This window comes from Bacteroidales bacterium (assembly GCA_031275285.1).
GTDB lineage: Bacteria > Bacteroidota > Bacteroidia > Bacteroidales > UBA4181 > JAIRLS01.
Window position 1 is genome coordinate 19,871 of the sequence record JAISOY010000154.1, and the last position, 25,553, is coordinate 45,423.

The 25,553-nt window shown below is 41.6% G+C and carries 13 protein-coding genes; 9 read left to right on the forward strand and 4 right to left on the reverse strand.

Going from position 1 to position 25,553, the window contains the following annotated elements:
- Positions 1-182: 182 nt before the first annotated feature.
- The gene (locus tag LBQ60_15395; GenBank protein MDR2039307.1) at positions 183-2,273 is read left to right on the forward strand and encodes a hypothetical protein; all 2,091 of its coding nucleotides are present in this window, start codon (positions 183-185) and stop codon (positions 2,271-2,273) included.
- Positions 2,274-2,363: 90 nt separating this feature from the next.
- The gene (locus LBQ60_15400; GenBank protein ID MDR2039308.1) at positions 2,364-7,217 is read left to right on the forward strand and encodes a DNA repair ATPase; all 4,854 of its coding nucleotides are present in this window, start codon (positions 2,364-2,366) and stop codon (positions 7,215-7,217) included.
- Between the two features lie 579 nt (positions 7,218-7,796).
- Here the strand turns inward: LBQ60_15400 and LBQ60_15405 are convergent.
- Together LBQ60_15405 and LBQ60_15410 are read right to left on the reverse strand one after the other, a co-directional pair.
- Positions 7,797-10,559, reverse strand: coding sequence for a glycoside hydrolase family 78 protein (locus tag LBQ60_15405; GenBank protein MDR2039309.1), 2,763 nt, complete (start codon positions 10,557-10,559; stop codon positions 7,797-7,799).
- A gap of 245 nt (positions 10,560-10,804) precedes the next feature.
- A complete protein-coding gene (locus tag LBQ60_15410) occupies positions 10,805-12,370 on the reverse strand; it encodes a sulfatase (GenBank protein ID MDR2039310.1) in 1,566 nt (521 codons plus the stop codon).
- A 179-nt stretch (positions 12,371-12,549) separates the two neighbouring features.
- Between LBQ60_15410 and LBQ60_15415 the strand changes: the two genes are divergently transcribed.
- Positions 12,550-13,779 (forward strand): putative sulfate exporter family transporter, encoded by a 1,230-nt coding sequence (locus LBQ60_15415; GenBank protein MDR2039311.1) that lies wholly within the window; start codon positions 12,550-12,552, stop codon positions 13,777-13,779.
- A 517-nt stretch (positions 13,780-14,296) separates the two neighbouring features.
- A complete protein-coding gene (locus tag LBQ60_15420) occupies positions 14,297-15,442 on the forward strand; it encodes a PorT family protein (protein MDR2039312.1) in 1,146 nt (381 codons plus the stop codon).
- Between the two features lie 229 nt (positions 15,443-15,671).
- On the opposite strand, the gene LBQ60_15425 is transcribed toward LBQ60_15420, so the two are convergent.
- Positions 15,672-18,665 carry a DUF2135 domain-containing protein gene (locus tag LBQ60_15425; GenBank protein ID MDR2039313.1) on the reverse strand — a complete coding sequence of 998 codons (2,994 nt, stop codon included), beginning with the start codon at positions 18,663-18,665 and terminating at the stop codon, positions 15,672-15,674.
- A gap of 174 nt (positions 18,666-18,839) precedes the next feature.
- Between LBQ60_15425 and LBQ60_15430 the strand changes: the two genes are divergently transcribed.
- From LBQ60_15430 to LBQ60_15450, 5 genes are all read left to right on the forward strand, one after another.
- Positions 18,840-19,451 (forward strand): TetR/AcrR family transcriptional regulator, encoded by a 612-nt coding sequence (locus LBQ60_15430; GenBank protein MDR2039314.1) that lies wholly within the window; start codon positions 18,840-18,842, stop codon positions 19,449-19,451.
- Positions 19,452-19,632: 181 nt separating this feature from the next.
- Complete coding sequence (locus LBQ60_15435; protein ID MDR2039315.1) at positions 19,633-20,166, forward strand: DUF4833 domain-containing protein; 534 nt, start codon at positions 19,633-19,635, stop codon at positions 20,164-20,166.
- A complete protein-coding gene (locus tag LBQ60_15440) occupies positions 20,163-22,700 on the forward strand; it encodes a DUF5686 and carboxypeptidase regulatory-like domain-containing protein (GenBank protein MDR2039316.1) in 2,538 nt (845 codons plus the stop codon). The genes LBQ60_15435 and LBQ60_15440 overlap by 4 nt, the downstream gene beginning before the upstream one ends.
- 82 nt (positions 22,701-22,782) lie before the next feature.
- A complete protein-coding gene (locus LBQ60_15445; protein MDR2039317.1) occupies positions 22,783-23,340 on the forward strand; it encodes a LemA family protein in 558 nt (185 codons plus the stop codon).
- 3 nt (positions 23,341-23,343) lie between these two features.
- The gene (locus tag LBQ60_15450; GenBank protein ID MDR2039318.1) at positions 23,344-24,303 is read left to right on the forward strand and encodes a M48 family metallopeptidase; all 960 of its coding nucleotides are present in this window, start codon (positions 23,344-23,346) and stop codon (positions 24,301-24,303) included.
- A 434-nt stretch (positions 24,304-24,737) separates the two neighbouring features.
- Here the strand turns inward: LBQ60_15450 and LBQ60_15455 are convergent, their stop codons facing one another.
- Positions 24,738-25,523, reverse strand: coding sequence for a polysaccharide lyase (locus tag LBQ60_15455; protein ID MDR2039319.1), 786 nt, complete (start codon positions 25,521-25,523; stop codon positions 24,738-24,740).
- Between the last annotated feature and the right edge of the window lie 30 nt (positions 25,524-25,553).

The following is a 25,553-nucleotide window of genomic DNA, read 5'->3' on the forward strand; positions in this document are numbered from 1 at the left end:
TAAATGGAAGGACGTAAGGTATCGTTTTCTCCAGGATGGGACAGCTTGTCCTTAAAATCGGGACGGGAAAACATTCCGTGGGAAAGAAATAGATTCCCGAGAAGAAAAATGTATCCGCAACATATTTAGTAAAGGAAAATTAATCACATAGTAAAAATCATAAATCAATAAACCAATAAAGTATGGGAAACATCATTGTCATTTTTGCAGGGAGCTTCTTATTTATTATCCTTGTTTTTCTGGCCATACTGGCCTCATTCTACAAAAAGATCCCCCAGGGGAAATCGATTGTCCGGACCGGGGTCGGCGGAACAAAAATAGCATTCAACAAAGGGATGTATGTGATCCCCATTTTCCATAAGATGGAAATCATGGATATCTCCGTTAAAAAACTGGAGATCGACCGTGCAAACCATGACGGGTTGATCTGTAAAGACAACATACGTGCCGATATCAAGGTGGCATTCTTTATCCGGGTGAATAAATCGGCCAATGATGTGATCAATGTCGCCCAGACCATTGGTTGTGAACGCGCCAGTGATGTGGCTACCCTTAAGAACCTGTTTGAAGCCAAGTTCTCCGAAGCATTGAAGACTGTAGGTAAAAAATTCGATTTCATTGAACTATACGAAGCACGCCGCGAGTTCCGGGATGAAATTATGAATATCATCGGTACCGACCTGAATGGTTATAACCTGGATGACTGTGCTATCGACTATCTGGAACAAACCGACCTGAAATACATGAGCCCTGAAAATATCCTGGACTCGGAAGGTATCAAAAAAATTACGGAACTGACCGCAGCGCAGAACATAAAATCCAATCTTATTCGTCGTGATGAAGAAAAGACCATCAAAAAACAGGATGTAGAAGCCCGTGAAGCCATTCTCGAACTGGAAAGGCAATTAGCTGAAAAAGAAGAGAAGCAAAGACGTGAAATCGACAATGTGAAAGCCCGCGAAGAGGCCGAAATCATCAAGGTACGTGAAGAGGAACGGCTAAAATCACAGACTGTACGTATTTCCACTGAAGAAAGCCTGGCCATACAGGAAGAAAATAAGTTGCGCCAGATCATTATCGCCGAAAAGAACAAGGAACGGACGGAAGCCGTGGAAAAAGAACGCGTAGAAAAAGACCGTGCTTTGGAACAAACGGAACGTGAAAGAATCGTAACATTGGCCGAGATCGATAAAGAAAAGGTCATCGAAATAGAGAAAAAGAACATCCAGGATGTAATCCGCGAAAGAGTAGAACTGGAAAAAGGCGTGGTAGAAGAAAAGCAGAATATGAAGGATATTGAGGCTTTCAGGGAAATAGACCGCCGGAAACAGGTAGGTATTACAGCAGCCAGCCAGGTCGCAGAAGAGCGATTGATAGGTACGGTGAAAGAAGCCGAAGCACAAAAGAAAGCTTCCGAAGAGAAAGCGGAACAAATGCGGATCGATGCTGAAGCCAAAGCCAAACAATTGTTGATCGATGCCGAAGCACGCAAAGAAGCGTCTGTAAAACAGGCCGAAGCCCGGAAGATACTCGCGGAAGCACAAGCCCGTGAAGAAGCGACCATGGGATTATCCGAAGCCGAAGTCATGCATGCCAAAGCGGAAGCAACTGAAAGACAAGGTCTGGTAGATGCTACCATCATTGAAAAGAAAGCAAAAGCAGAAGCCACAGGTATCGAAGCAAAAGCCGATGCTAAAAAGAAAGAAGGACTGGCAGAAGCACAGGTGATCAAGGAAAAAGCACTGGCAGAAGCCGCCGGTATCGAAGAAAAGGCCGAAGCCATGAAAAAACTGGACGGTGTCGGAAAAGACCACGAAGAATATAAGTTATTGCTCCAGAAAGAAAAAGAAGTGGAGCTGGCACAAATCCATGTACAGAAAGATATTGCGGAAGCACAGGCAGAAGTACTGGCAGAAGCCATGAAATCCGCGAAAATCGACATTGTTGGCGGCGAAACCATGTTCTTCGACAACATCATCAACCAGATTTCCAATGCCAAAGGATTTGACCGCCTGATCAATGAAAGCTCGAATGCCACACAGCTCAAAGATGCTTTACTGGGTGACGGCTCTGAAGGCAGCGATATATATGCCCGGATCAGGGGATTGGCTGAAAAACTCAATATTTCATCCGAAGATATCAAGAACTTAAGCGTTGCAGGTTTGATCCTGAAAATGCAGCAAAACTCGGACGAAGAAGATCAGGGTATACTCAGCAACCTGATGGGATTGGCCAAAAATTTAGGTATTTCAGGTAAGAAGTTGCCTAAATAATTAAAATTTACCCTGAAAGGAGCATAACTGTTCCCTTCAGGGTCTTAAAATTTATTAAGCTGTTTTTGTTATTAGCAAGTTGACGAATACATGCAAGACATAAAAAATAAACAACCGGCTGACAATCTGGATGCCGGCACCTATGAAATCATCCGTAAGCGGCTTTTTACACAAAGGGATGAGCTGACCAAACGGTTGAACCTATTGAATGACGCCCGTAAGGAAGTGTTTCGTTCCATTGAGTTTACTTTACTGGCCAACCAGCGGATCACCACGGAAAACAACTGCGTAGCACGGGGGATCATGGCTTTCGGCAATCTCTGTATCTTCGGTTATAACGTACATTTCGGCCTGCGGTCGGATATCCAGTTAAGCGATGTATTCAGCATTTATCAGTTTGAAAATAACCAGTTCATACCACAGTCGCTGGACCTGATCAACGACAAGGCCTTTATCAATGACTACCAGAACCTGTATAAATATTACCGGGATTCGATATTCTCCCGCTTCAGGAAAACTGAAAACTACCTGTATATGGTCTTCCAGACCAGTAAAAATACGGGGGACCTGAAAGCATTCAAATGGCTGATCAAAGGTAATCAACTGATATACCAGGATGACAGAAGTATTCATGAGGTAAAAAAAGCACAGCAGCATGAATGCCAATGGCAGAAAACGACCCTCGATGACCGCCGTTTAGGCGTCCACCCCCATATCTCCATTATGGATAAGGTATTTATCGAAGCGTTAGGTGGCGATATTACCTTTAAAATAGAAGACAATACACAGAGTGGAAAAGGCGTATATGAAGAAAAGGTAGAAAATAAGGACCAGCAGATCGACGATGCCGAATATTATTATGCCGACCTGGGAAATCTTATTTTACTGAGAATTAAACCCTATCAGGAGGAATTCCGGGCCTATGTGTTCAATACCAGGACAAAAGAGGTACTGAATATCCCTGCATTGAATGATGCCGGCGTACTTCTTCCCGATAATCACGGTATTATCTTTCCTAACGGTTATTATTTACAGAACGGGGAATACAAAATATTTGAAAATGAGCTGAACGGACTGGAATTTTTCCGTAAAGTAGCCTCTCCCAACGGAGAAGATTTTCTGTATATTTTTTACCAGAATGAACGGAATACCTACGTGGTCATGTCGTATAACATCATCCGGCAGCAGGTGGAAACCCCGATCATATGTAACGGGTTTACCCTGTTTGGTGACGGTACGCTCATCTATTTCCGCTCGGAAGCAGAGGCTACCCGGCATCATCAGGTGCAGATCTGGCAAACCCCTTATCAGGTCAGGCTAACGGAAAATCAGGAAAAAAAAGAAAACCAGCTGTACAAAATCGGGAATAAAGACATTGTAAAGGCAATGGCCGAATGCCAGGAAGTCATTCATCTGATCAATAAGGAAGATTCCTATGAAGACCTGTATGAAGATATCGTAAAAAAATCCAATGATATCATCGATGCCTATTTCTGGGTATCGGATAAAGGAACGTTTGCTCTTTCCGAACCGTTGCGGCAGATCAGGGAAATAGCAGATACAGCCATTGACGAGTTCGAAAAGGTACAGGCCCAGAAAAAGCATGCTACCCAGATATTGTCTGCAACTGAAGAAAAGGTAGAGGCCTTGCTATCGGATATCAAGCACGCCAAATCCAATACCTTGGAATCATTGGTCAAATCGTTGGCTGAAACCAGAAAGCTGCAAGGTGAGGTCATCGAGCTCCAACAGGTAAAATACATCGATCTACCCAAAACCGAGGCCTTAAAGGAAGAACTCGGAACGACCAATACCCGCCTTTCTGAAAAGACGGTCGAGTTCCTTCTCAGGGATGAAGCCCTGGTGCCTTATGAGGAGAAAGTCAGGAATGAGAAAAAGCAGGTAGAACAGGTAAAAAAAGTCATCGATGCCAACAAAATTGACGAAAACTGTAAGCTGATCTCGTCCGAACTGGAATTACTGATCGATATCCTGAACAGCCTGAAGATCGAAGACGCCACACAGACAACACGGATTATCGAAAAGATCTCATTGATTTTTTCTTCGCTCAACGAAGTACGGGCGCAACTCAAAAGGCAGACCGATGCATTAAAAAGCAGTGAAGCGGTAGCCGGATTCCATGCCCAACTGACATTGCTGGAGCAAACAGTGGTTAATTTCCTGGAACTCTCCTCTTCCCCTGAAAAATGCGATGAATATTTCTCCAAGATCAGTATCCAGGTAGAAGAACTGGAAAGCAAATATGCCGACTTCGATGATTTTATCATCAAAATATCGGATAAGCGCAATGAGATCACCAAGGCTTTTGACGGACGTAAAGCCCAGTTGATAGAACAGATCAACCGGCGTACTTCCTCATTGGAACAGATAGGGCTCAGGGTATTGAAAAATGTTGAAAATAAAGCCCAGTCATTCAAGACCCGGGAAGAGATACAGGCGTTTTTCTCCACCGACCTGATGATCGATAAGGTCAGGAAACTGGTGGAAGAGTTAAAAAGCCTGGGAGATGTATCAAAGGCCGAGAACCTCGAAAACAGCCTGAAAACATCATTGGAAGATGCATTACGTATACTCAGGGACCGCAATGAACTGTTTGCCGATGGAGAGCAGATCATCAGCCTGGGTAGTTACAAATTTTCCGTCAACCGCCAGCCACTCGATCTCACCATCGTAAGACGGGAGGATCGATTATTTTTCCATCTGATCGGAACCAGTTTCTACCATGAATTACCGGATGAAGATATCAGCCATTACCGTGAATTCTGGGAACAGGAGGTTATTTCGGAAAACCGTGAAGTATACCGTGCCGAATACCTGGCTTTTGAAGCTTTCCTCGAGAAACAGCAGTCGAAAAACTTCGATCTGAAAGGCTATATCACCCGGAAAGTGGAGCAAAGCTATTCGGAATCATACATGAAAGGTGTACATGATTTCGATGCCATGCGCATCTTTGAAGCGCTGGATCATGCCAGTCACCAATTAGGTGTTTTATCATACAGCCCCCAGTTGCGTGTTGCTGCGCAACTTTTCTGGAACAACCTGGAAAAAGAGGAAAAAGATAAGCTGATCAAACTGATCACCTCTGCCGGTAAGGTATTAAAAGCTTTTCCGGATTCAGGCAATTATCAGTATGTCATCAATCATATCAGTAGTTTATTTGCGGAATGGGACAACGGATTTGCTATAGATATTTCTGCCGATGAAGCAGCCAGGTATCTTTTCAGTGAGTTTTCCGGCTCCACTCTCTTTTCAAAAAGTGAACAGGCTGATCAGTTATATAAAGATTTTCTGCAATACTTAAAAAAGAACAAATTCCTACCGGATTTTGAAGCTGATATACATGATGTATCATTTGACCTGATCGAAAGGTTTTATCTGGTCCGCAACTGGCTGGCATCCTTTCTCGATATTTCTCCGGAACACGGCATTTACCGGAAGTATGCGGATGAAACCTCCTGTCTGCTTCTGTTCGAAGGAAAAGGATACCAGATACACAGCGGGCCGGACCAACTCATCATCCATGACCTGAAAGGCAACCATCCTGTCATTGAAAACGGCGAATACAATCAGGATTACCATGATTTTATCCGGAAACTGACCCGGTTCAAAAACATCAGTGTGCCCTCTTTCAGTAATTATACCCGGCTAAAGGAATCCATGATCGACCGGTTTCGGAAAGCGTTGAAGATTGATGAGTTGAAACCGCGGGTATTGACATCTTTCGTGCGAAATAAACTGATCAATGAAGTATACCTTCCGCTGATCGGCGCTAATTTAGCGAAGCAATTAGGCGTAGCTGGCGAAAATAAGCGCACGGCGCGCATGGGAATGTTGTTGCTGGTATCACCTCCGGGTTATGGTAAAACAACTTTAATGGAATATCTGGCCAAAACCATGGGATTGACTTTTGTAAAGATAAATGGTCCCACCATCGGGCATTCCATTACATCGATCGACCCTGTCGAAGCGAAAACTTCAGGTGCACGAGAGGAATTGAAAAAAATCAACCTCTCCTTTGAAATGGCTGATAATGTGATGTTGTATATCGATGATATCCAGCATTGTAATCCTGAGTTTTTGCAGAAATTCATTTCCCTTGCCGACGGACAACGAAAAATGGACGGTATCTTCGAAGGTGAAAGTAAAACCTATGACCTGCGTGGAAAGCGTTTCTGTGTCATCATGGCCGGAAACCCATATACCGAAAGCGGCGAAAAATTCAGGATTCCCGATATGCTGGCCAACCGCGCCGATGTATATAACCTTGGGGATGTCATCGGCGACTCCGAAAATTTATTCAAATTGAGCCTGCTGGAAAACTCGATCATTGAAAATCAATACCTGCAGAAGATCACCAATAAAAATTTCCCGGATTTTTATCAGTTGATGGAATATGTGGAAACAGGAAATGAAGCATTACTCAATCTGGAAGGTAATCATACCCAGCAGGATGTGGATGATTTTATTGCTGTGGCAAAAAGTTGCCTGCAGGTAAGGGAGATCGTACTACAGGTAAACCAGAACTATATTGGCAGTGCCGCCATGCAGGATGCCTACCGTACCGAACCATCATTCAAATTGCAGGGCTCGTACCGCGACATGAATAAAATGGTTAGCCGGATCATCCCCCTGATGAATCAGGAAGAGATCAACACGCTTATCCTGAATCATTATGAAAGCGAAGCTCAGACACTGACCTCAGATAGTGAGGCGAACCTGTTGAAATTAAAGGAAATTGCAGGTTTGTTGACTCCAAAGGAAAGTGAACGTTGGGAAAGTATCAGGGAAATATTCCGGAAAAACAATAAGTTGTCCGGCATTGGGCAGGATAATCCGATCGGACAGGTGGTAGCACAGCTGGCTCAATTCAACGAAGGATTGGATGGAATCAAAAACGTACTGAATTCAGAGAAAAAACGTTAAGTTTGAAAAAATCCATGTTCAAAGTTCCGGGCTCAAAGTTGAAACTTACATCCGGAACTTTGAACTTTTTAAATCAATACTTTAAATATTGCATAAACCGGTGTGGAAACAAAAGATATAATTCAATATATCCTTTACATGCTGACACTACTAACATAAATGTACCTACTGATTTTTTCATGGCAAATAAAATTTAAGTTAAAATGTATATGGTATATCAATTCCTGTGACCTAATTTTGTTTCATACATTATATATTATCTATTAACTCTTTATTTAGATATAACATAGTAAATGTAATTTTGTTTATTTTTCACACGGTTTTTTCCAGTCTTTGAAATAGCTATATTCGGCTTATATTATCCCCGACGGGAATTATAGTAGTTATTTATATTCAGGAAGCCACAGCGGTGGTGGTTGAGGGTATGTCCGGCTTGTATAAAATTCGAACAAGATAAACGGCTGGCTAAGAATGCTAAAGCTATCCCCAAAGTATTTTGAAGGTTTATTTCTTCGGGTACTTACCGATATTCATTTCAAATATTTGATCTCCCAAAAGATACACCGGCTTTTGAGAGGTTTAGTTGTCCGACCGGATATCATAAGTTCCGGCAGGAACTTCAAAACTGAAATAATCTGCTCCCTGTTCGATTATTTTTACAGATTTATGTTTTTTGAGTTTTTCGCCGTTAATCACAGTTGATTTAAGTGTCGATTTCCGAATTACGATTAACGCGACACTGTTGGGCGGCACAACTGCGTGAAGTGTAAACCGCCCCTCATCGGAAGACCATTGAGAAACAATACGTCCGTATGGTGATTCATATTCGCCTTTAGCAAAGGTCAGCCTGTTATCCGGATAGGGAGCGATCCTGATCTTCTTATATCCGGGAAGCAAAGGTGAAATTCCTGCTATGCGTTCATACATCCACTGTCCAATAGCCCCGTACGCGTAATGGTTGAATGAGTTCATACCCGCATCCCCGAACCCTTTGTCTCTGCTATAGCTGTTCCAGCGCTCCCACATGGTAGTGGCACCCTGATTTATTGAATAGAACCATGAAGGGTAGCTTTCCTGAAAAAGTATGGTATACATCAGATCGGCACGGCCTATCTGATCGAGAACCGGAGCGAGTAATGGAGTTCCCAGGAATCCGGTCCTGAGATGGTTGTCGGCTTTTTCGATCAACCCGACCAGATTTTGTTCGGCACCCTTCCGGATTAACGGATCGGTCAAAAGATCAAAACCTAAAGCCATAAGGTATCCGGTTTGCGTTTCTGATACAACAATCTTACCTGCAGCGTCGAAAAAATGCGATTCGAATGCCGAACGTAGCTTCCTGTATGTCCGGCCAAGCTCTTCATGATCTGCCTTATATCCGAGAACTTCAGCCGCCTGCATGGTCAATCGCATCGAATATGCGCAAAAAGCCGTAGCGATCATATCGAGAGGTGTTTCTCCAAAATTCCCCAGCGAAGAAAAAGGCTGAAGCCAGTCCCCAAATCCTTTCAGTTCGATAATTTCTCCTTTCTGATGGGCCAGATAGAAGTCCACCCAACGTTTCATGGCTTCATAATTCTCTTCAAGAACTTTCACCTCTCCTGTCCGTATATAAGTTTCCCATGGAATAATGGCAATCGCATCGCCCCATCCAGGACTTACGCGATCTTTAGCCACATTCGGAACTACGATCGGGATCCTTCCGTCAGAAGCCTGCTCTTCCCTGACACTTTGCAGCCAGCTTGTCCAGAACGAATGAACATCGGCAAGAAAATATGATGTCGGAGCAAATATCTGTGCATCGCCCGTCCATCCCATACGCTCATCACGTTGCGGACAATCGGTTGGGATGTCGAAAAAGTTACCCCGCAAACCCCATTCAATATTTCTTTGCAATTGGTTGAGTTGGGCATCGGATGAGCTAAAGTCCCCGTTCTTATTGAAATCGGAATATTGTACAAGACCTGTCACCCAATCATTTCCAGGAGTCGAACCAGACGCGAAACCTGTCAGTTCCACATATCTGAATCCATGAAATGTAAATTTCGGAATATATTCAATCCAGCCATCTTTTGAAGCAATATAATAGTCCGTGGAGTGAGCCGAACGATAGCTTTCCGTATAAAGCTCACCGTTGTCCTGAAGCATCTCGGCAAAACGTATGATGAGTGTATCTCCCTTTTTCATAGGCGCTTTGACTTTTGGTACGCCGACCATATTCTGTCCGACATCGAATATTATTCCCATGCCGGATTTTGTGATCTTCTGTGCAGGCAATTCATGCTTTACCTTCACCTGATGATGACGCTTGGGTTGAAGTGCTACGGACGCATCGACAGACTCAACAACTACATTTTTCCACATAGTGTCGTCAAAACCGGCTCTGCTCCAGCCGTCAAATTCCAGTGCCTGATCATATATTTCCCCATCATAGATCTCCGAAGAACGTATAGGCCCTCTGTTGGTCGATTTCCACATGCCGTCGGAACAGATCATCTTCTTCAGTCCGTTGTTTAACGTAACTTCCAGTTGACAGATCATTTTAGGAGGTTGTTTTTCAATATACTGAGATTTCGACCAACCAATACGTGTAGTATTCCATCCGGGAGCTACTATTATTCCGATCGCATTCCGCCCCTTATCAAGCATTCCGGTCACATCGTATGTAAGCGTCTCAATCCTTTTTAAATATGGCGTATAGCCAGGAGCCATGACTGCCTCGCCTACTTTTTGACCATTGATCTGCGCTTCGAAAACGCCTTTGGCTGTTATATGTAGCCGGGCAGAAATGACTTCAGAATCGAAACCAACTTCCCGGCGGATATACTGAGCCGGATATATTTTTGTGCCGAATTTTGTGGTATCAGGCGCATTGTCGAACGGGTCGCCTATCCACCGGGCCTCCCAGTAGTCATTATTGAGCAACCCCATCTCAAAATGTGCGACTTCGCTCCATGATGAGACATTTCCCGCCTGATCCCAATACCGCACCTGCCAGTATATCCGTTGTCGCGAATTGAGAGGTTTGCCTGCATAGGTAATCCATACAGAACGATCCGATTTAACTTTCTGCGTACTCCACAAGTCCGGGTTATTGGGTAACAATGTAGCCTCGCTTGCCGCAACGATCTCATAAGCAGATTGTGCTTTGACTTCCTTACAAACCGGTAATTTCCATGAAAATCCAGGACGTGCATCGTAGAACCCTATCGGGTTTTCAAAGCCCTCTCCTATTCTAAGAGAATGCGCTGAAGGAAGGGGTTCCGAGCCAAAAACGGAGTTCAATGGATATAGAAATACCATTATCACCACAATTCTTATGATCGTTTTTGCAGATTTCATTGAGTTTTAGAATTAGTTCAATCTCCAAAGATATAAATTTACTGCTCTCAGAAGTTGTTTCGGTTAACCAGAAACATATAAAATGACCTTAAATGAATATTTCGTCAATAATCAAATAACTTCTGAGCAATTATAAGATAATATAGTTCAATATTCGCTTTTGTATCAAATCTGAATCTAGAACTCTGAAAACTAAATAGTTCACAAAAGACAATGACTCAACTAGGTTAATCTTGAATCTTGAATTACGAATTTCTATTCATGACCGGATCATCGTATTGTATCTGTAACTTGATTAACTCTTCTTTCATCTTTCTGATAATACTTTCTTTCCCGGGCTGGTGGTAAAGATTGTTCATTTCATGCGGATCCTCCTGCAGGTCATATAATTCCCATTCATCAATATCATCATAAAAATGGATCAGCTTGTAACGGCTGTCCCTTACCCCGTAATGGCGTTTCACTGCATGTTCCGAAGGAAATTCATAGTAATGGTAATACAATGAATTACGCCATTCAGGTTGCTTTCCTTTAAGCAGTGGAAGAAGCGAAATCCCCTGTATATCTTCAGGTATCTCTATTCCTGCCAGTTCCAAAAATGTCGGGGCATAATCGATATTCTGTACCATCTGTTCTATTTTTCCTTTCTTACCACCAGGCAAACGCATCATCAAAGGGGTACGAAATGATTCTTCATACATGAAGCGTTTGTCAAACCAACCATGTTCTCCCATGTAAAATCCCTGGTCCGAAGTATATACGATCAATGTATTTTCAAGTAACCCGTTTTCCTCCAGATAATCGAGCATACGTCCTATGTTCCTGTCAACAGATGTGATCACACTCAGGTAATCTTTCATATATCGCTGGTATTTCCATTCAGCCAGTTCTTTTCCTTCCGGTTTCCGGTCTTTGAAATCACTGATAATAGGATCATAATATCTGTCCCAGGCAGCTTTTTGTTTTTCATTCATCCGCCCCGGACCCGTTTTCGACGGATGGTACATATTCCTACCGGCAGCTTCCAGGCCGGATGAAGTATGTATCTCATGCTCCTTATCTGCCATTTTCAGGTCGTATATCACGTCCATATCGTTAAAAATACTCATCTTTTGCTCTGCCGCGGCAACACGCCCATCATAGCTATCATAGAAATTATCCGGCACAGGAAAAACGATGTCGTCGAATCTGCCCAGATCGCAGGTGTCCGGCATCCAGGTACGGTGTGGTGCTTTATGGTGAAGCAACAGGCAAAAAGGTTGCTCCTTATTTCTTTTGTTGTCGAGCCATTCAATGGCAATATCAGTAGTGATATTGGTAGCATAACCATCCATTTGTATCTTTTCACCATGATCGATAAAAACAGGATTATAATAATCTCCCTGTCCCGGAAGGATCTTCCAATAATCAAAGCCGACAGGATCGGAAGACAGGTGCCATTTCCCAATCATGGCAGTCTGGTATCCGTTCTTCTGTAACAATTTAGGAAAAGTCTGCTGACTTCCGTCAAATCGATGCCGGTTATCGATAAAACCGTTTTTATGGCTGTGTTTCCCGGTAAGCATACATGCCCGGCTGGGTCCACTGATGGAATTAGCTACAAAGCTGTTGGTAAATACAACCCCTTCCTTCCCTATACGATCAATATGAGGCGTATTTATAAAACGTTGATCATAAGCACTGATGGTTTGATAAGAATGGTCATCTGTCATGATATACAGAATATTTAAGGGTTTTGCCGCTTTTTTATCCTGTACACAAGATGTTGCCAGAGCTGATAATCCAGCAAAAAATAATATTTTCTCCTTCATGTTTTTTAATAATCTCATGTAAATGTAAAATAAATCATTCAAGATTTAAAATTCAAGATTCAAAATTGAGTAAAAGCGGAATCTTAAATAGTGTACAGCTAAATCAGGTACTTATTATTTATCATTCTTTTATCTATCCGATTGTTTTTATATTTTTGCCCGAAATTTAACAAGAAATAATGTCTACATTTTTCCAACAATTCAAAAACGAAGACTGGATCTCCACTATTATGGGACTTTTACTGGTATTACTGATCATTCTCCTACCAGGCTACATTCCCAAGTTTCCAAAAACTTTACTTTCCGGGACATCATGGCTCTCATTGGGTGGATTATTCCTGATATCCATCCTGTTTTCTGCCGTAGGGATCAAATTGCTGGGCGAAAGCCTGAAAGGGTTTATCGTGGCATTTATCGGAATTTTTGCCATAGCAGCTTTCTCCCAATTCATATGCAGTCTGGAACCATTCAAAACAGCGGGTCTTGAGTCTGTTTTCTTTTCGGTTGCTTTTGGCTTACTGATACGGAATACGATCGGATTACCCAAATGGTTGTCACCGGCTGTTAGAAGCGAGTACTATATAAAGATCGGGCTGGTGCTGCTGGGAACATCGGTACTTTTTGCCGAGATCTTAAAAGCCGGCGCCCTGGGAATCATACAGGGAACAGTAGTGGTCTTCACTGTCTGGTATTTCACTTTCTGGCTGGCCAGGAAACTAAAGGTAGACAAGGAAATGGGCGTAATGCTGGCCAGTGCGGTTTCCATCTGCGGGGTTTCCGCCGCCATCGCTACCTGCGGAGCGATCAAAGGAGACAGTAAAAAGTTATCGTTTGTGGTATCTATTGTCCTGGTAGTAGCCATTCCCATGATGTACCTGATGCCGATCCTTGCCAAATGGATGGGACTATCCCAGGAAGTTGCAGGAGCCTGGCTGGGTGGTACTATCGATACAACGGGAGCTGTGGTGGCATCGGGCAAATTCCTGGGCGAAGTAGCGGAAACTTATAGCGTGATCATCAAATCCTCCCAGAATGTTTTGTTGGGAGTGGCCGCTTTTATTATCTCCATATACTGGTCATTACGCGGCACCAATCAGAAAGAGCGTCCTACACCTAAAGTGCTTTGGGACCGTTTTCCTAAATTTGTGATCGGATTTGTCCTGGCATCCCTTATTTTTAGTTTCTTTTTCCCGGTGGAACAGGCAAAAGAATTAGGTTCACTGGCAAAAGGGATGAGAGAGGTGATGTTTTCCATCGCTTTCGTGTGCATCGGCCTTGAAACCGATTTCCGGTTCATTTTTAAACGGGAAAACTATAAGAACATCAAAACATTCCTGATTGCGCAAGGATTTAATATCATTGTTACATTGATCATGGCCATGATACTGTTCGGCTGGATTGCCGGGTAAATAATAAATAATCAGTAATACAAACTGATCAATGTAAATATAAAAATCAAAAATCGTTGAAAGTACACGATTATAGGCTTTATTGAATTAACATATTATCTACTTACCGGATTTAATTAAAAAACCATCACTAAGAAGTACAGCATTGCTATTAATATAATATAATCCAATACCATTGATGTATTGGAATTACAAAGGGATTGAATAAGATTTTACCGAAATAGATCCTTAATGAAAGTTTTATTATTAAATTCCATTTCATTTTTATATTTTTGGGGCAGCATCATTAATATAATAAAAATGAAATACTCATGTATTTCATCAATACTTATGGCATATTACGTGCTGCCTCTTAAAGGTAACAATCCATAATAGAAGAAAAGTTGTGTCCTGTAAAATCCGGAGGTTTAGATATACAATAAAAAGAAAAGCTTTTTCTTTCTTTATACGTCTTTACTTTCACCTGTAAATGTTGAATATTATCATATCTGACAATCATAAAAATAATTGCATACAGATGAATAAATATTGGTACCTGATCATTTTGATAATAATTTTATACCCATTGCGCATAAACGGGCAGAAGACCTATTTTATATCGAACAGCGGAATGAGATTCGAAGCTGAAATAATTAATGCCGGAGATATTTCAAATGGAAAATTTTGTAGAGTTAAATCTGGAGAAAAAACAATCATGGAATATACGCCATATCAGGTAAATGAATATATGTTAGAATATGGTCAAATATATAAATCATATCCAATTGTATTAAAAGATACCGCTTCAAGATATTTCATAGAAATATTGTCCCAGGGTAAAATCAATCTATATTATTTGAAAATCAAAAGAGGAGTAACGAAATTTTACATAAATGAGAATGACAGTTCAGAGTTAACCGAAATACCTCAAAAAGATATTCACACTTTTTTAAGTGATTATATTAATATTAAGGATTGTCCACAAGCACTTGATAATTCCTCGTATCTTAAATATAAAAAGGGAAACCTTGAGAGATTTTTCCAAGATTATAATAATTGCAATATTCGTCCGTTTCCAAAATTCCATTATGGTATAATGGTCGGTGTAGCAGCAACTCGCCTATCGACCATAAAAGTGAGTGGCAATTATTCAACACCAAAATATAATGATTGGAGTATTTCCGTTGGCATTTTTATAGATGCTCCAATGGGTTTCACTAATTTCTCTTTTCACCCTGAAATATATTATAAACGAACAAGTATTTCAAAAATATTCGAAAATGAAAATACAAAAAATGATATTGTAATTGATTATTCTTCAATAAATATCCCATTATTATTCAGGTATAGTTTTTTGAATAACAAAACGTTCCCATATATTCAAGTTGGCCCAATTTATTCCCGCACGATAAAAAATAAAAGTATTTTATATGAATATGCACAAACTAGCGATGAGACCTTTACGAATTCTGTAAAGTTAAAACAAGAAAATTTAGGTGGTTTTTCAATAGGCTGTGGAATAATTTCAAATATAGGCTCTAAATACAAATGGTTTGGTGAAATGCGCTACAGTAAACTTTATAATTTGAATGTAAAAGATGGAAGCAAAATAACACTTTTCGATCAACTCAATCAACTCAATAATTTTAATGAAATTATTATGGGTATAGGCTTTATGTTTTAAGTAATGTAAATGAATCATTTACATTAGTATTATATATCTCGTAAAGAGAACAAATTTCCAGAATAATTCTTATTGATACGACACCAAAAGTGATGATAGATAAAAAACAACCTGAATAAAAACATACAATAATCATTTATCAAATTGCCAAATATTATGTTGCGTAAAATTTTAAACTACGCAACATAATATTTTAATTTTCGACTTCAGGTTAAGCTATCTGACAGATCTAAAACTCAAATTCTGCTACCTTGACCAATCCGCTTGCGGATCTTTTCATTTCTTTTGACATCTGGAGGCATACCACTTTTCTTTCTTCCCGGTTACCCGAGTAATGGGTAAATATCTCCAGCATAATGGTAGAAGGTCCTTCCGCCTTTACCTGACTATCGCCGAAATAGTTGACAAACACTTCATATGTTCCTTTCACTGCCTTTTTCAGCAGGAATTGTTCCGGTCCGTATCCCTGTGTGATATCCTGGCTGATACGTCCGCCAATGGCTGTTTGCCGGTGGCTGTAATAGCAGGTTTCCCCGTTCGGGTCTTTCACATGCAGGTCAATATCCGTATTGTTCATGTTCCAGTTCATCACTACCCGTATGTCAACAGGCATTGCCTTGATCAGCCGGCCATCTATGCCGGATATATCCAACCGGTTTTTTGCTGCCAGCCGGTTCAGTTCGGTCACCACCACTTCTTCTATCCCTGCGCTACGTGTATTGATATTTCTGTTATAGGATTGCGTCAATACGGAATATAATGCTTCCAGCGCTTCCTGGTTTTTTCCGCCATCAGCCAGGGCAAGGGCATGATCACGATAGCTTTGCGGTTCCATGGGACGCCATTGGATCACCTTTTTACAAACAAAGGCCTCGAGGTCATATGCTCCGTATTCTTTAAAACGATAACCCAGCAACCGGAACAATGATGCATTCTCTATATCCAGGTCAGCAATGGAGGTCAATATCCTGAATGCTTTTTCACGGTCATTCAGGCTGAAAAACCAGTCTGCCATATCAAAATAAAAAGTGGGCGTATGGATGTATTCCGGACGGATCTTTAGATATATCGCATAATCAGCCTCAACTTTTCCGGTCAGTGTTTTTGTGTATTCCTTGTCCTGTTTGAGCGGCACCAGACGGATCTGCGGCTGTGAAAATTTTGATTCCCGGGTCAACTCCTTCTCTTTTTTATCTGCACGTCTTTCGGATTGCATGACAGATGCAGCCTGTACACTGCGTTGTCTGGCAAGAACAGGTGCTGACACCTCTTCCATTGCTTCATATTCAACCACGTCCAATATCAACATATCATCTGATACACTCATCACAACAGGAGGTGATGACGGTGGGGCAATATTTTTATCCGGCTGCGGATATTTCGGTTTTTGTTGTGTGAAATCTTTCTCCCACCACTGTTTCAGGTTTTCCGCCGCATTAACGGCCGCACTGAGAAGGCTTCCTTCCCTTGCGGATATTTCATCGTCCTGCATTTTCTTCCAACGCAGATATTCACTATGTAATTCTGCAGGAGGGACAATATTATAGGTAATATAATCCTGTAATGTTTCCAGAACAATTAATGATGTATTCCGCGTCACGATCCCGAATTGCTGTCCGATCGCCGTCAGTTCCTCTTTATTCTTTTCATAACACAGATCCAGTTCATTGATCTTTTTCTGTGCCCAGACACGGTATACATTACCCTGTGTCAATGCATCCCCGGATTGAAGTTTGACCTTCATCCTTGTTTCCACCTTACTCCCATAACCAAATAATAGTGTGATCTCGGCCTGACGGGCATCCAAAATTCCGGCTACGGAAAAATGGCCATGAACAGGTGTAGCTACAGACGGATAAACTTCCCTTACGGAAGCAGGTTTCTCAATTCCAAGGAAATGAAGGGTCTCATTTATGACAGCATTTCTCATTTCCTCCTGCGACAGTGCATTCAGGTTGATAAATTTCCCCCTGGTCTGTGCGGCAATCCATTTCAAGGTGCTGTAATCCGCTTTCGGAGAAGATACAATGCAATGAATAGGACGGCCGGTATTGGATCTTCTTAAGTCGAGTTCCATCGGGCGTTCAGGCTGGATCTTACGCCTGGTGAATCCAGGGATAAGGAAATCCCCATCACTAAGTGTAGACAGGCCGTCTGAAAACAACAAAAATTCGCCGGAAGAGATCTTATCCAGGTCAATTGCGCTGTAATCTGTTCCTCCGTCATAATCCAATGATTCTATTTTTTTCTGCAATCCGGACCAATCCCCATTACTGATCTTATAGGTTCCTCCATCAATAAAACGGTTGTTCAGTAAAAAAAGGGAGATCGTCAGATCCTTTTTTTCCCGGATAATGAGGTCCAACAATTCCAGTTCACTCTGGATATCCCTCTGTAATCCGCTCAATGAAGCATCCCAGACGATACCCAGATGATCACTCCATACTTTTTTCCTGATCTCCGTTTTGGGGAATCCTGAGGCCATGAAGTAATAACTGCCCGATGCGGATTGCATGACTACCTGCGGGATATCCGACATAACAGGCAATGAAAAAGCAAGGGACCGTGAAGGCTGGTAATTTTTCCTGCTGAAAGTAGCGACAAAGTTATTGCCCTGCTCATCAAAAACCAAACCGCCGGACAATCCCCCATCCGTCTTTGGCTTTGCCTTGCTCTGCCATACGATCGCTTTCAGAGAGAACTGATCAATCGCTTCCCGGTAATCCATAGGCAAACGATAGTGTAATGAACCGTTTTCCACAGCCAGTTCCTGCTCATAAGCAATGGAGATCGTCCGTATACCGTTGGAGGGGATCGGATAGATACGGGTCCGGAAATTATTCCCTTCCACCCGCTCAAGTAATCCGGGATCTACACGCCTCTGCTCTATTTCTTCAAATACCTGAGTCGCTTTAGCTTTTTCTACCGGAACGGCCTCCCTCATCTTTCCGTTGATATCAAGGGCATAATGACTCACTGTAACACCATCCGGAAGAGGGAACAACAATTCACCCTCCAGGATTTTCCCTGTCCGGTTTTTAAAGGTCATGGTAAACTTTGTGGAAGCAATGTTACCGGTAACATCCACCCGGACATCCAGTGACTGCAGGTAAACTTCCTTGTTCTCCTTTTTCCCGTTTACATTCAATATGGGCATCTGTGCGTTTATAGACGATGTGGCCATCAAAGCGCCTATCATCAGTCCGAAAAAATAATGGTTCATGGCTTTCATTTTATGGTTTATCTTATAGATTCATTTAAAGATAGAATTCCATAAATCTGTCTGATTTTTTATATTTTTCCTCAAATAGCGCTTTTTATAGCTGATTGTTTGTATTTATAAATGGTAAAACATACTTTTGCATACTGATCAGTATGTTTTATTGAAATAAAAAACATGACTTCTAAAAGTGAAGATACACGCGAACATATACTGACCGTTGCTTTTGATATGTTCATGCAGAAGGGCTATAAGGGAGTAACCATGAGTGATCTGGAAAGAATGACCGGTTTGACCAAAGGGGCTTTTTATCACTATTTTAAAGATAAAGCGAAAATATTTTCCGCTGCCCTCTCGGAGAAATTCGGAAAAATGGAATTCCGTCCTGATAGTCAATGGTTGAAGGACGTTTCTTTGCATGACTTTATAGAAGCCTATGTTACCTATCTCGGAAAAGTGATCCATTATTTTCATCATCTGCAGATCAATTACGCCGACCTGCAGTTTTCCAATATTGTTTTGGATGCCATCAGATTTATTCCTGATTTTAAAGAAAACGTAAAAAGGCGTTCCTCGGAAGAAATCACGATGTGGGAACGTGTTATTTTCAGGGCAAAGGAGAATAATGAGATCAAAAGCGATCTGGAAACCACAGTGTTATCATATACTTTCTTAAGTCTTTCCCATTCCGTACAAAAGAGCATTCAGACCGGAAAATCGGGAGAGCATGCCCTGAGTATTATCCGTCTGCAATTTGAACAATTGTACCACCTGATAAAAACATCCTGAACAAACATACCATTTAGCATGTTAATGCTTATATCTATCTGAATAAAGTCAACATTAAAACATATAGTATATCACCTATTCGCCAATCACACCACATGAAATGTTCATGCACTGAGGTGCACCAACCATATTGATGATGTATGAACATTCCATCTGACCTTAAAAATAAAATTATAAACAGATGAAAATATCCCGCGTCGCATTTTTCCTGATATTCATTTCAACCGTTGCCTATCCCTGGGAAATATCATCCCCCGAAAATGATACATATCCGAATGAAAAGCGCCTGTTCCATGTAGAAAGAAGCCTGAACAGGAATATCGTCTGTTATGATATCAATATTAGTGAAAGCGGGGAACTGAATACATTGGAACCTATGACGGTTTACTGGATCGACCGGGAAAAATATCCGGGTCAGTCGACCGGATTAAATTATATCCAAAAAAAACTGGCTTTTGGATATGAAATAGACCTGAATTCGGAAAACGGGGTAACTATCAAGTTAAATGCGATAAAAAACAGGAAAGTTTATATCGAAAAGGATGAATTTTCCAAATATTACTGTAAAACGAACATCAATAACCAATTATCCATTTTAAACAAAATATACGTCAAAGTACGTCCTTCTAATTCCCTGGACGTCGAATACATCGATTTATCCGGGATCAATCCGGATAATGGAAGCTCTGTGTCGGAGCGAATTTATAAAAAATGAGATCGTTGAAACATTGGTTATTTCTCTTAGGTGTATTCTGGATACCTATTTTATCGGCACAGGTAACTAACCGTATTCAAGGTGTGGTTACTGATGCTGTTACCGGTGAAGTATTACCCTATGCCAATGTAGCCGTACTACCGGGAGATCTTTTCCTGGGAACCATTACCGGAAAAAACGGATCGTACCTGCTCGAATATACCGCCCAGGCAGAAAGTATTGTTTTTTCCTTTGTCGGTTATGAATCACAGACTGTAAAAATAGCTTCCATCCAAACCGGAAAACTGAATATCCAATTGAAACCGTTATCCACTGAAATTGAGGAAGCGGTGGTCTCTGCCAGACGGATACGTTACAAGAGAAGAGGAAATCCGGCTGTAGAACTAATGCGCAAAGTTGTTGCCAACAAAGATAACAACCGCATGGAATCACGTGACCATTATGCGTATGAGCGGTATGAAAAAGTTCAATTATCGCTCAATGAACTGAATGACAGCATTAAAAATGGAATGTTATTCAGGAAATTTCCATTCCTGACCAGCTACCTGGATACTTCAAAAACAGGACTCCTTTCATTACCTGTATTTTTGAGGGAAAATATTTCCGAACATTATTTCCGGAAATCACCCAGATCCTCCAAAGAAATCCTGAAGGGTTCCCGTATGGCTGACTTTAATGAACTGATCGAAAAAGAATCCATTGGTGTTTTTCTGGATGGCCTGGTTGGAAAATCGAATATCTATGATTCTAAGATCATGATCCTGGAAAATGAATATATCAGTCCGGTATCCTCATTAGCGATCACTTTTTATCATTTCCATATTTTGGATACGGTAGCTATTGGCGGTACATCCTGTATCAATTTGTCTGTTTATCCGAGTAATCCCCAGGATTTCGGTTTCAGGGGCAATCTTTATATCACCAATGACAGCATGTATGCGTTGAAACGGGCCGAACTGGCATTCACAAAAAATGCCACAGTCAATTTTGTCAATGACTTCTCACTGATACAGGAATATACGCTGATCGACAGTACATGGTGCCTGACCCTGGATGAAGCGGTAATTGATTTCGGCCTTACCAAAAACAGGAGTCTTGTGCTGGGAAAACGAAGCAATACATATACCAATTACCGTTTCGATTCCCACATTCCGGAAACGGTTCTTTCGGGAATCAATAATATAGAAAAAGCCATCGGTTATGATATACTGGATGACGGGTACTGGAAAGAAAATCGTCCGATAGCACTGAGTCGCTCCGAACAGGGCGTATACGACATGGTCGCGGATATGAAGAAAGACCGGTTGTTCAAACATGCACTCAATCTTACCGGGATCATTTATTCCGGATATATCAGTGTGGGTCCGGTAGACCTGGGCCCCATAGAAACCTTCCTCAGTTTCAATGACGTGGAAGGAGCACGTGTCCGCCTGGGAGGAAAAACCAATACCAACTTCAACCGCCATCTTTTCCTGGAAGGATTTGCCGCCTATGGGTTTAAAGACCAACGGTTCAAATATCGTTTAGGTGCGATGTATTCATTCAATGAACGAAAGATCCATCCCTGGGAATACCCGATGGATCTCCTTCATATATCCTATGAAGACAATATCATGACACCCGGCCAGTTTTTCATGTTCGGCAGCGGAGACCGTCTTCTCCTGTCGTTTTACCGGGGAAATGCACAAAAAATGGTATATCACAGGACATTCAACATCAAATACGATAAAGAATATGCCAGCGGATTCTCCTTTCAGCCTTCGTTTACACGACGGGAAGAAAAACCTGCCGGAGACCTGGCTTTCACCAACGAATCCGGAACTGTCAAGAGCGTCATTACTTCCCAGTTAGGGCTCAAATTGAGGTTTGCTCCTAATGAAAGGTTTTATCAGGTACAACAGAACAGGTATTCGCTGAACCATACCAACCCTGTCTTTACCGTTAATTACTCCTATGGTATGAAAGGAGTCTGGGATGGAGACTATGAATTTCACCGGCTGGAATTAGGCATAGACAAACGCAGCTGGTTCTCAAGTTTCGGCTTTGCAGACACCTGGATCAAAGCAGGTAAAATATGGGGAACGGTACCCTTCCCCCTCCTGGTGATCCATCAGGCCAACCAGAATTATTCCTATCAGGACAGGGCTTTCAATATGATGAATTACATGGAATTTGTGAGTGATACCTATGCGCAGATCAACTTTTCATACTGTTTCAACGGCTGGATATTTAACCGGATACCCCTCATCAAAAAACTGAAATGGCGGGAATTTATTTCATTCAATGCTCTGTGGGGAAATTTATCGGACCGGAACCATCCGGATCATCATCCCGAATTATTACATTTTTCAGTGAATGAATCGGGCATACCTACCATGTACTCGTTGGAAAATAAACCGTATATGGAAGCCGGTATCGCTATCGATAATATTTTTAAAATCATACGGATCGACCTGATCAAACGTCTGAATTACCTGAATCACCCGGATATTCCGGAATGGGGTATCAGGTTCAGGTTGCGGTTTTTATTTTAGGATGGTATATCCACCGAATGATATTCCGGGAGATTAGAAATAAAATATTATCTTTGAAAAGAATTTTTATATACAATAAGCTATGATAGGATATATTATTTTAGGAGTGGTGGTACTGTTGGTGATAGTGATTATATCCAAGTACAACACCTTAGTTAAGTTAAGAAACAATCGTGAAAATGCTTTTGCCGACATAGATGTCCAACTGAAACAGAGACACGATCTGATCCCCCAGCTGGTATCCACAGTAAAAGGATATGCCTCCCATGAAAAAGAAACCCTTGACAGGGTGATCAGCGCCCGTAACGGAGCCATCAATGCCAAAACCATTGATGACAAGATCGCTGCAGAAGGCGTCCTGACCTCTGCCCTTTCCGGTTTAAAGGTAACACTGGAAGCATACCCCGACCTGAAAGCAAACACTAATTTTCTCCAGCTACAGGAGGAAATCTCAGATATTGAAAATAAACTGGCTTCCGTAAGGCGTTATTTCAATTCGGCCACCAAGGAACTGAACAATGCGGTGGAAAGTTTCCCATCCAATATTGTTGCAGGTATGTTCGGATTCCATAAAGAGATCATGTTTGACCTGGGAACAGAACGTGCTAATCTTGAACAGGCTCCCCAGATAAATTTTTAAACTATGCAATATGTCGGGATACAAACACAACAGACCCGGAATAATATTCGATCCATTGTGTTACTGGTTCTTTTTCCCTGTCTGGTCGTAGTACTTACTTTCCTGTTTTCATACCTGGTGAACCTGGTGTCTTATTCCGGTAATGAAAATTACAATATCTGGGACCAGACATGGGCCATCACCCTGCATTACATTCCGTATGTGATCGGAGGTGTCCTGATTTGGTTCCTTATCGCCTATTTTGCGAATACCAGTATCATCAATTCGGCTACCGGGGCGCATTCACTGGAGCGCAAGGACAACAAACGGGTGTATAACCTGGTGGAAAACCTTTGTATATCGAAAGGAATGAAAATGCCCCAAGTACAGGTAATCGAGGATGATTCACTAAATGCATACGCCAGTGGTATCAATGATAAAACCTATACGGTCACCTTATCCCGGGGTATCATCAATAAGCTCGATGATGACGAACTGGAAGCCGTTATCGCGCATGAACTTTCGCACATACGTAACAGGGATGTCCGGTTATTGATCGTTTCCATCGTCTTCGTGGGGATTTTTGCCATGTTGTCCGAACTGGCTATCCGGATCGCTTTCACATCCGGCCGCAGGAGCAGCAACAACAAAAATAACGGGGCCATCTTTTTCCTGATCGCATTCCTGGTGGCCATTGTCGGTTATTTCTTTGCGAGCCTGATGCGTTTTGCCATTTCCCGCAAACGTGAATATCTGGCTGATGCCGGGGCGGCAGAAATGACAAGAAATCCGAAAGCACTGGCCAATGCCCTCCGGAAAATATCCAATGATCCGGATATCGAAGGGATCACACGCGATGATGTGGCACAACTGTTCATTGAGCATCCGAAGAAAAAAGCAAAGAATGCATTCAGCGGACTGACCGGCTTATTTGCGACACATCCCCCCATCCAGAAAAGAATACAGGTACTCGAACAGTTCTGATCCTCCAACCGGACCAAAATACTTATTCGTAAAATAACGAATTTCTATATTGAAACGCGTTATTTTATGAATCTTATCTTCAAAAGATCGTCTAACTAGCTTTACTCCTGTAATCATTCATATTGGTCATTTCCGCTAATATTTCGGATATAAACAAGATAATTGTATTTTGAACCAGATGGGTTGTACATCCAGTCACTATTTACTGTTTCCCTCTTTGTTGCGTATTTTACTCACGACTATTCCCGAAAAAACAGCTCTGGTAAAAAGACAGGAATATCCTACCATAATAAGCTATTTTTCAACATCTTGTATGAAAAAGACTTCTCTGTAATACTATAATAATTACTTTTTCATATAAATGTATTCTTTATGGGAACTCAATTCCAGGTTATTATCTGAATCGATTATCTGATTTTTTCAAACAGGCAATATCATTCAGACTGATAATTCACTATATGTTTAAAAGCAGCGTCTTCTCCGAATACATATACATCATCTGTGTAGATTTCAAAAGGTTCCTCTCCTTTCCACGGATCTCCCTTATATGCCCCTACTTTAAAGTAGGGACCTTTTCCTTCATCCGCCCAGTATGTTGCCTGCTTTTTTATATCCACTGTTTTTTTCCCATTCCACCATATTTTTACAAATCCGTCATTTTCTTCAGTCCATTTTACATGAACAATAATTGTATGCCATTTCTTCGGCTCCATCATTCCTATTAAATGATGTGTGCAGGTAATGTCTGCATCTTTGGTTGGCCTTTGAAAAGTAAACATGACAGAGCCGTCTCCTTCGAGCCTGATATCAGAGCCAACACCACGGCATCCTTTACGGAAATCCCGTTTTGTCGGATATGTCGGAAATTGTGCGATAAGACAACCATTCCCCCTGTTCTCCGGCCAATAGTAACTAACTTTATACCACCTAGTATCTCCAATCTCAGCACGTCCCGTGCTATTGACTTTTAATTCGGCACGTTCGTCACAATTCCACAATACATGGTGTAGGGATTTACCACTCTTTCCGGGACTGTCTTTGAATACGATCTTCTCACTGGCACAATCATGACACTCTTTACTGTGACATTCCCGTTGCGAACCTTTCATATCACCTTCATCAAATGTATTGAAATAGAGAGGGGAAACATTTTGTGAATGAATTATTCCAAGACTGAACGAACAAAATATAACAAACAAACAGAAATATTTGATTTTCATAATCTTCATTATTAATTTATTATACAATTT

Coding starts and splice junctions, on each gene's coding strand:
- LBQ60_15445 (MDR2039317.1), top strand. CDS start 22,783: ATGATAGGATATATTATTTTAGGAGTGGTGGTACTGTTGGTGATAGTG.
- LBQ60_15435 (MDR2039315.1), top strand. CDS start 19,633: ATGAAAATATCCCGCGTCGCATTTTTCCTGATATTCATTTCAACCGTT.
- LBQ60_15425 (MDR2039313.1), bottom strand. CDS start 18,665: ATGAACCATTATTTTTTCGGACTGATGATAGGCGCTTTGATGGCCACA.
- LBQ60_15400 (MDR2039308.1), top strand. CDS start 2,364: ATGCAAGACATAAAAAATAAACAACCGGCTGACAATCTGGATGCCGGC.
- LBQ60_15405 (MDR2039309.1), bottom strand. CDS start 10,559: ATGAAATCTGCAAAAACGATCATAAGAATTGTGGTGATAATGGTATTT.
- LBQ60_15420 (MDR2039312.1), top strand. CDS start 14,297: ATGAATAAATATTGGTACCTGATCATTTTGATAATAATTTTATACCCA.
- LBQ60_15430 (MDR2039314.1), top strand. CDS start 18,840: ATGACTTCTAAAAGTGAAGATACACGCGAACATATACTGACCGTTGCT.
- LBQ60_15395 (MDR2039307.1), top strand. CDS start 183: ATGGGAAACATCATTGTCATTTTTGCAGGGAGCTTCTTATTTATTATC.
- LBQ60_15415 (MDR2039311.1), top strand. CDS start 12,550: ATGTCTACATTTTTCCAACAATTCAAAAACGAAGACTGGATCTCCACT.
- LBQ60_15410 (MDR2039310.1), bottom strand. CDS start 12,370: ATGAAGGAGAAAATATTATTTTTTGCTGGATTATCAGCTCTGGCAACA.
- LBQ60_15455 (MDR2039319.1), bottom strand. CDS start 25,523: ATGAAAATCAAATATTTCTGTTTGTTTGTTATATTTTGTTCGTTCAGT.
- LBQ60_15440 (MDR2039316.1), top strand. CDS start 20,163: ATGAGATCGTTGAAACATTGGTTATTTCTCTTAGGTGTATTCTGGATA.
- LBQ60_15450 (MDR2039318.1), top strand. CDS start 23,344: ATGCAATATGTCGGGATACAAACACAACAGACCCGGAATAATATTCGA.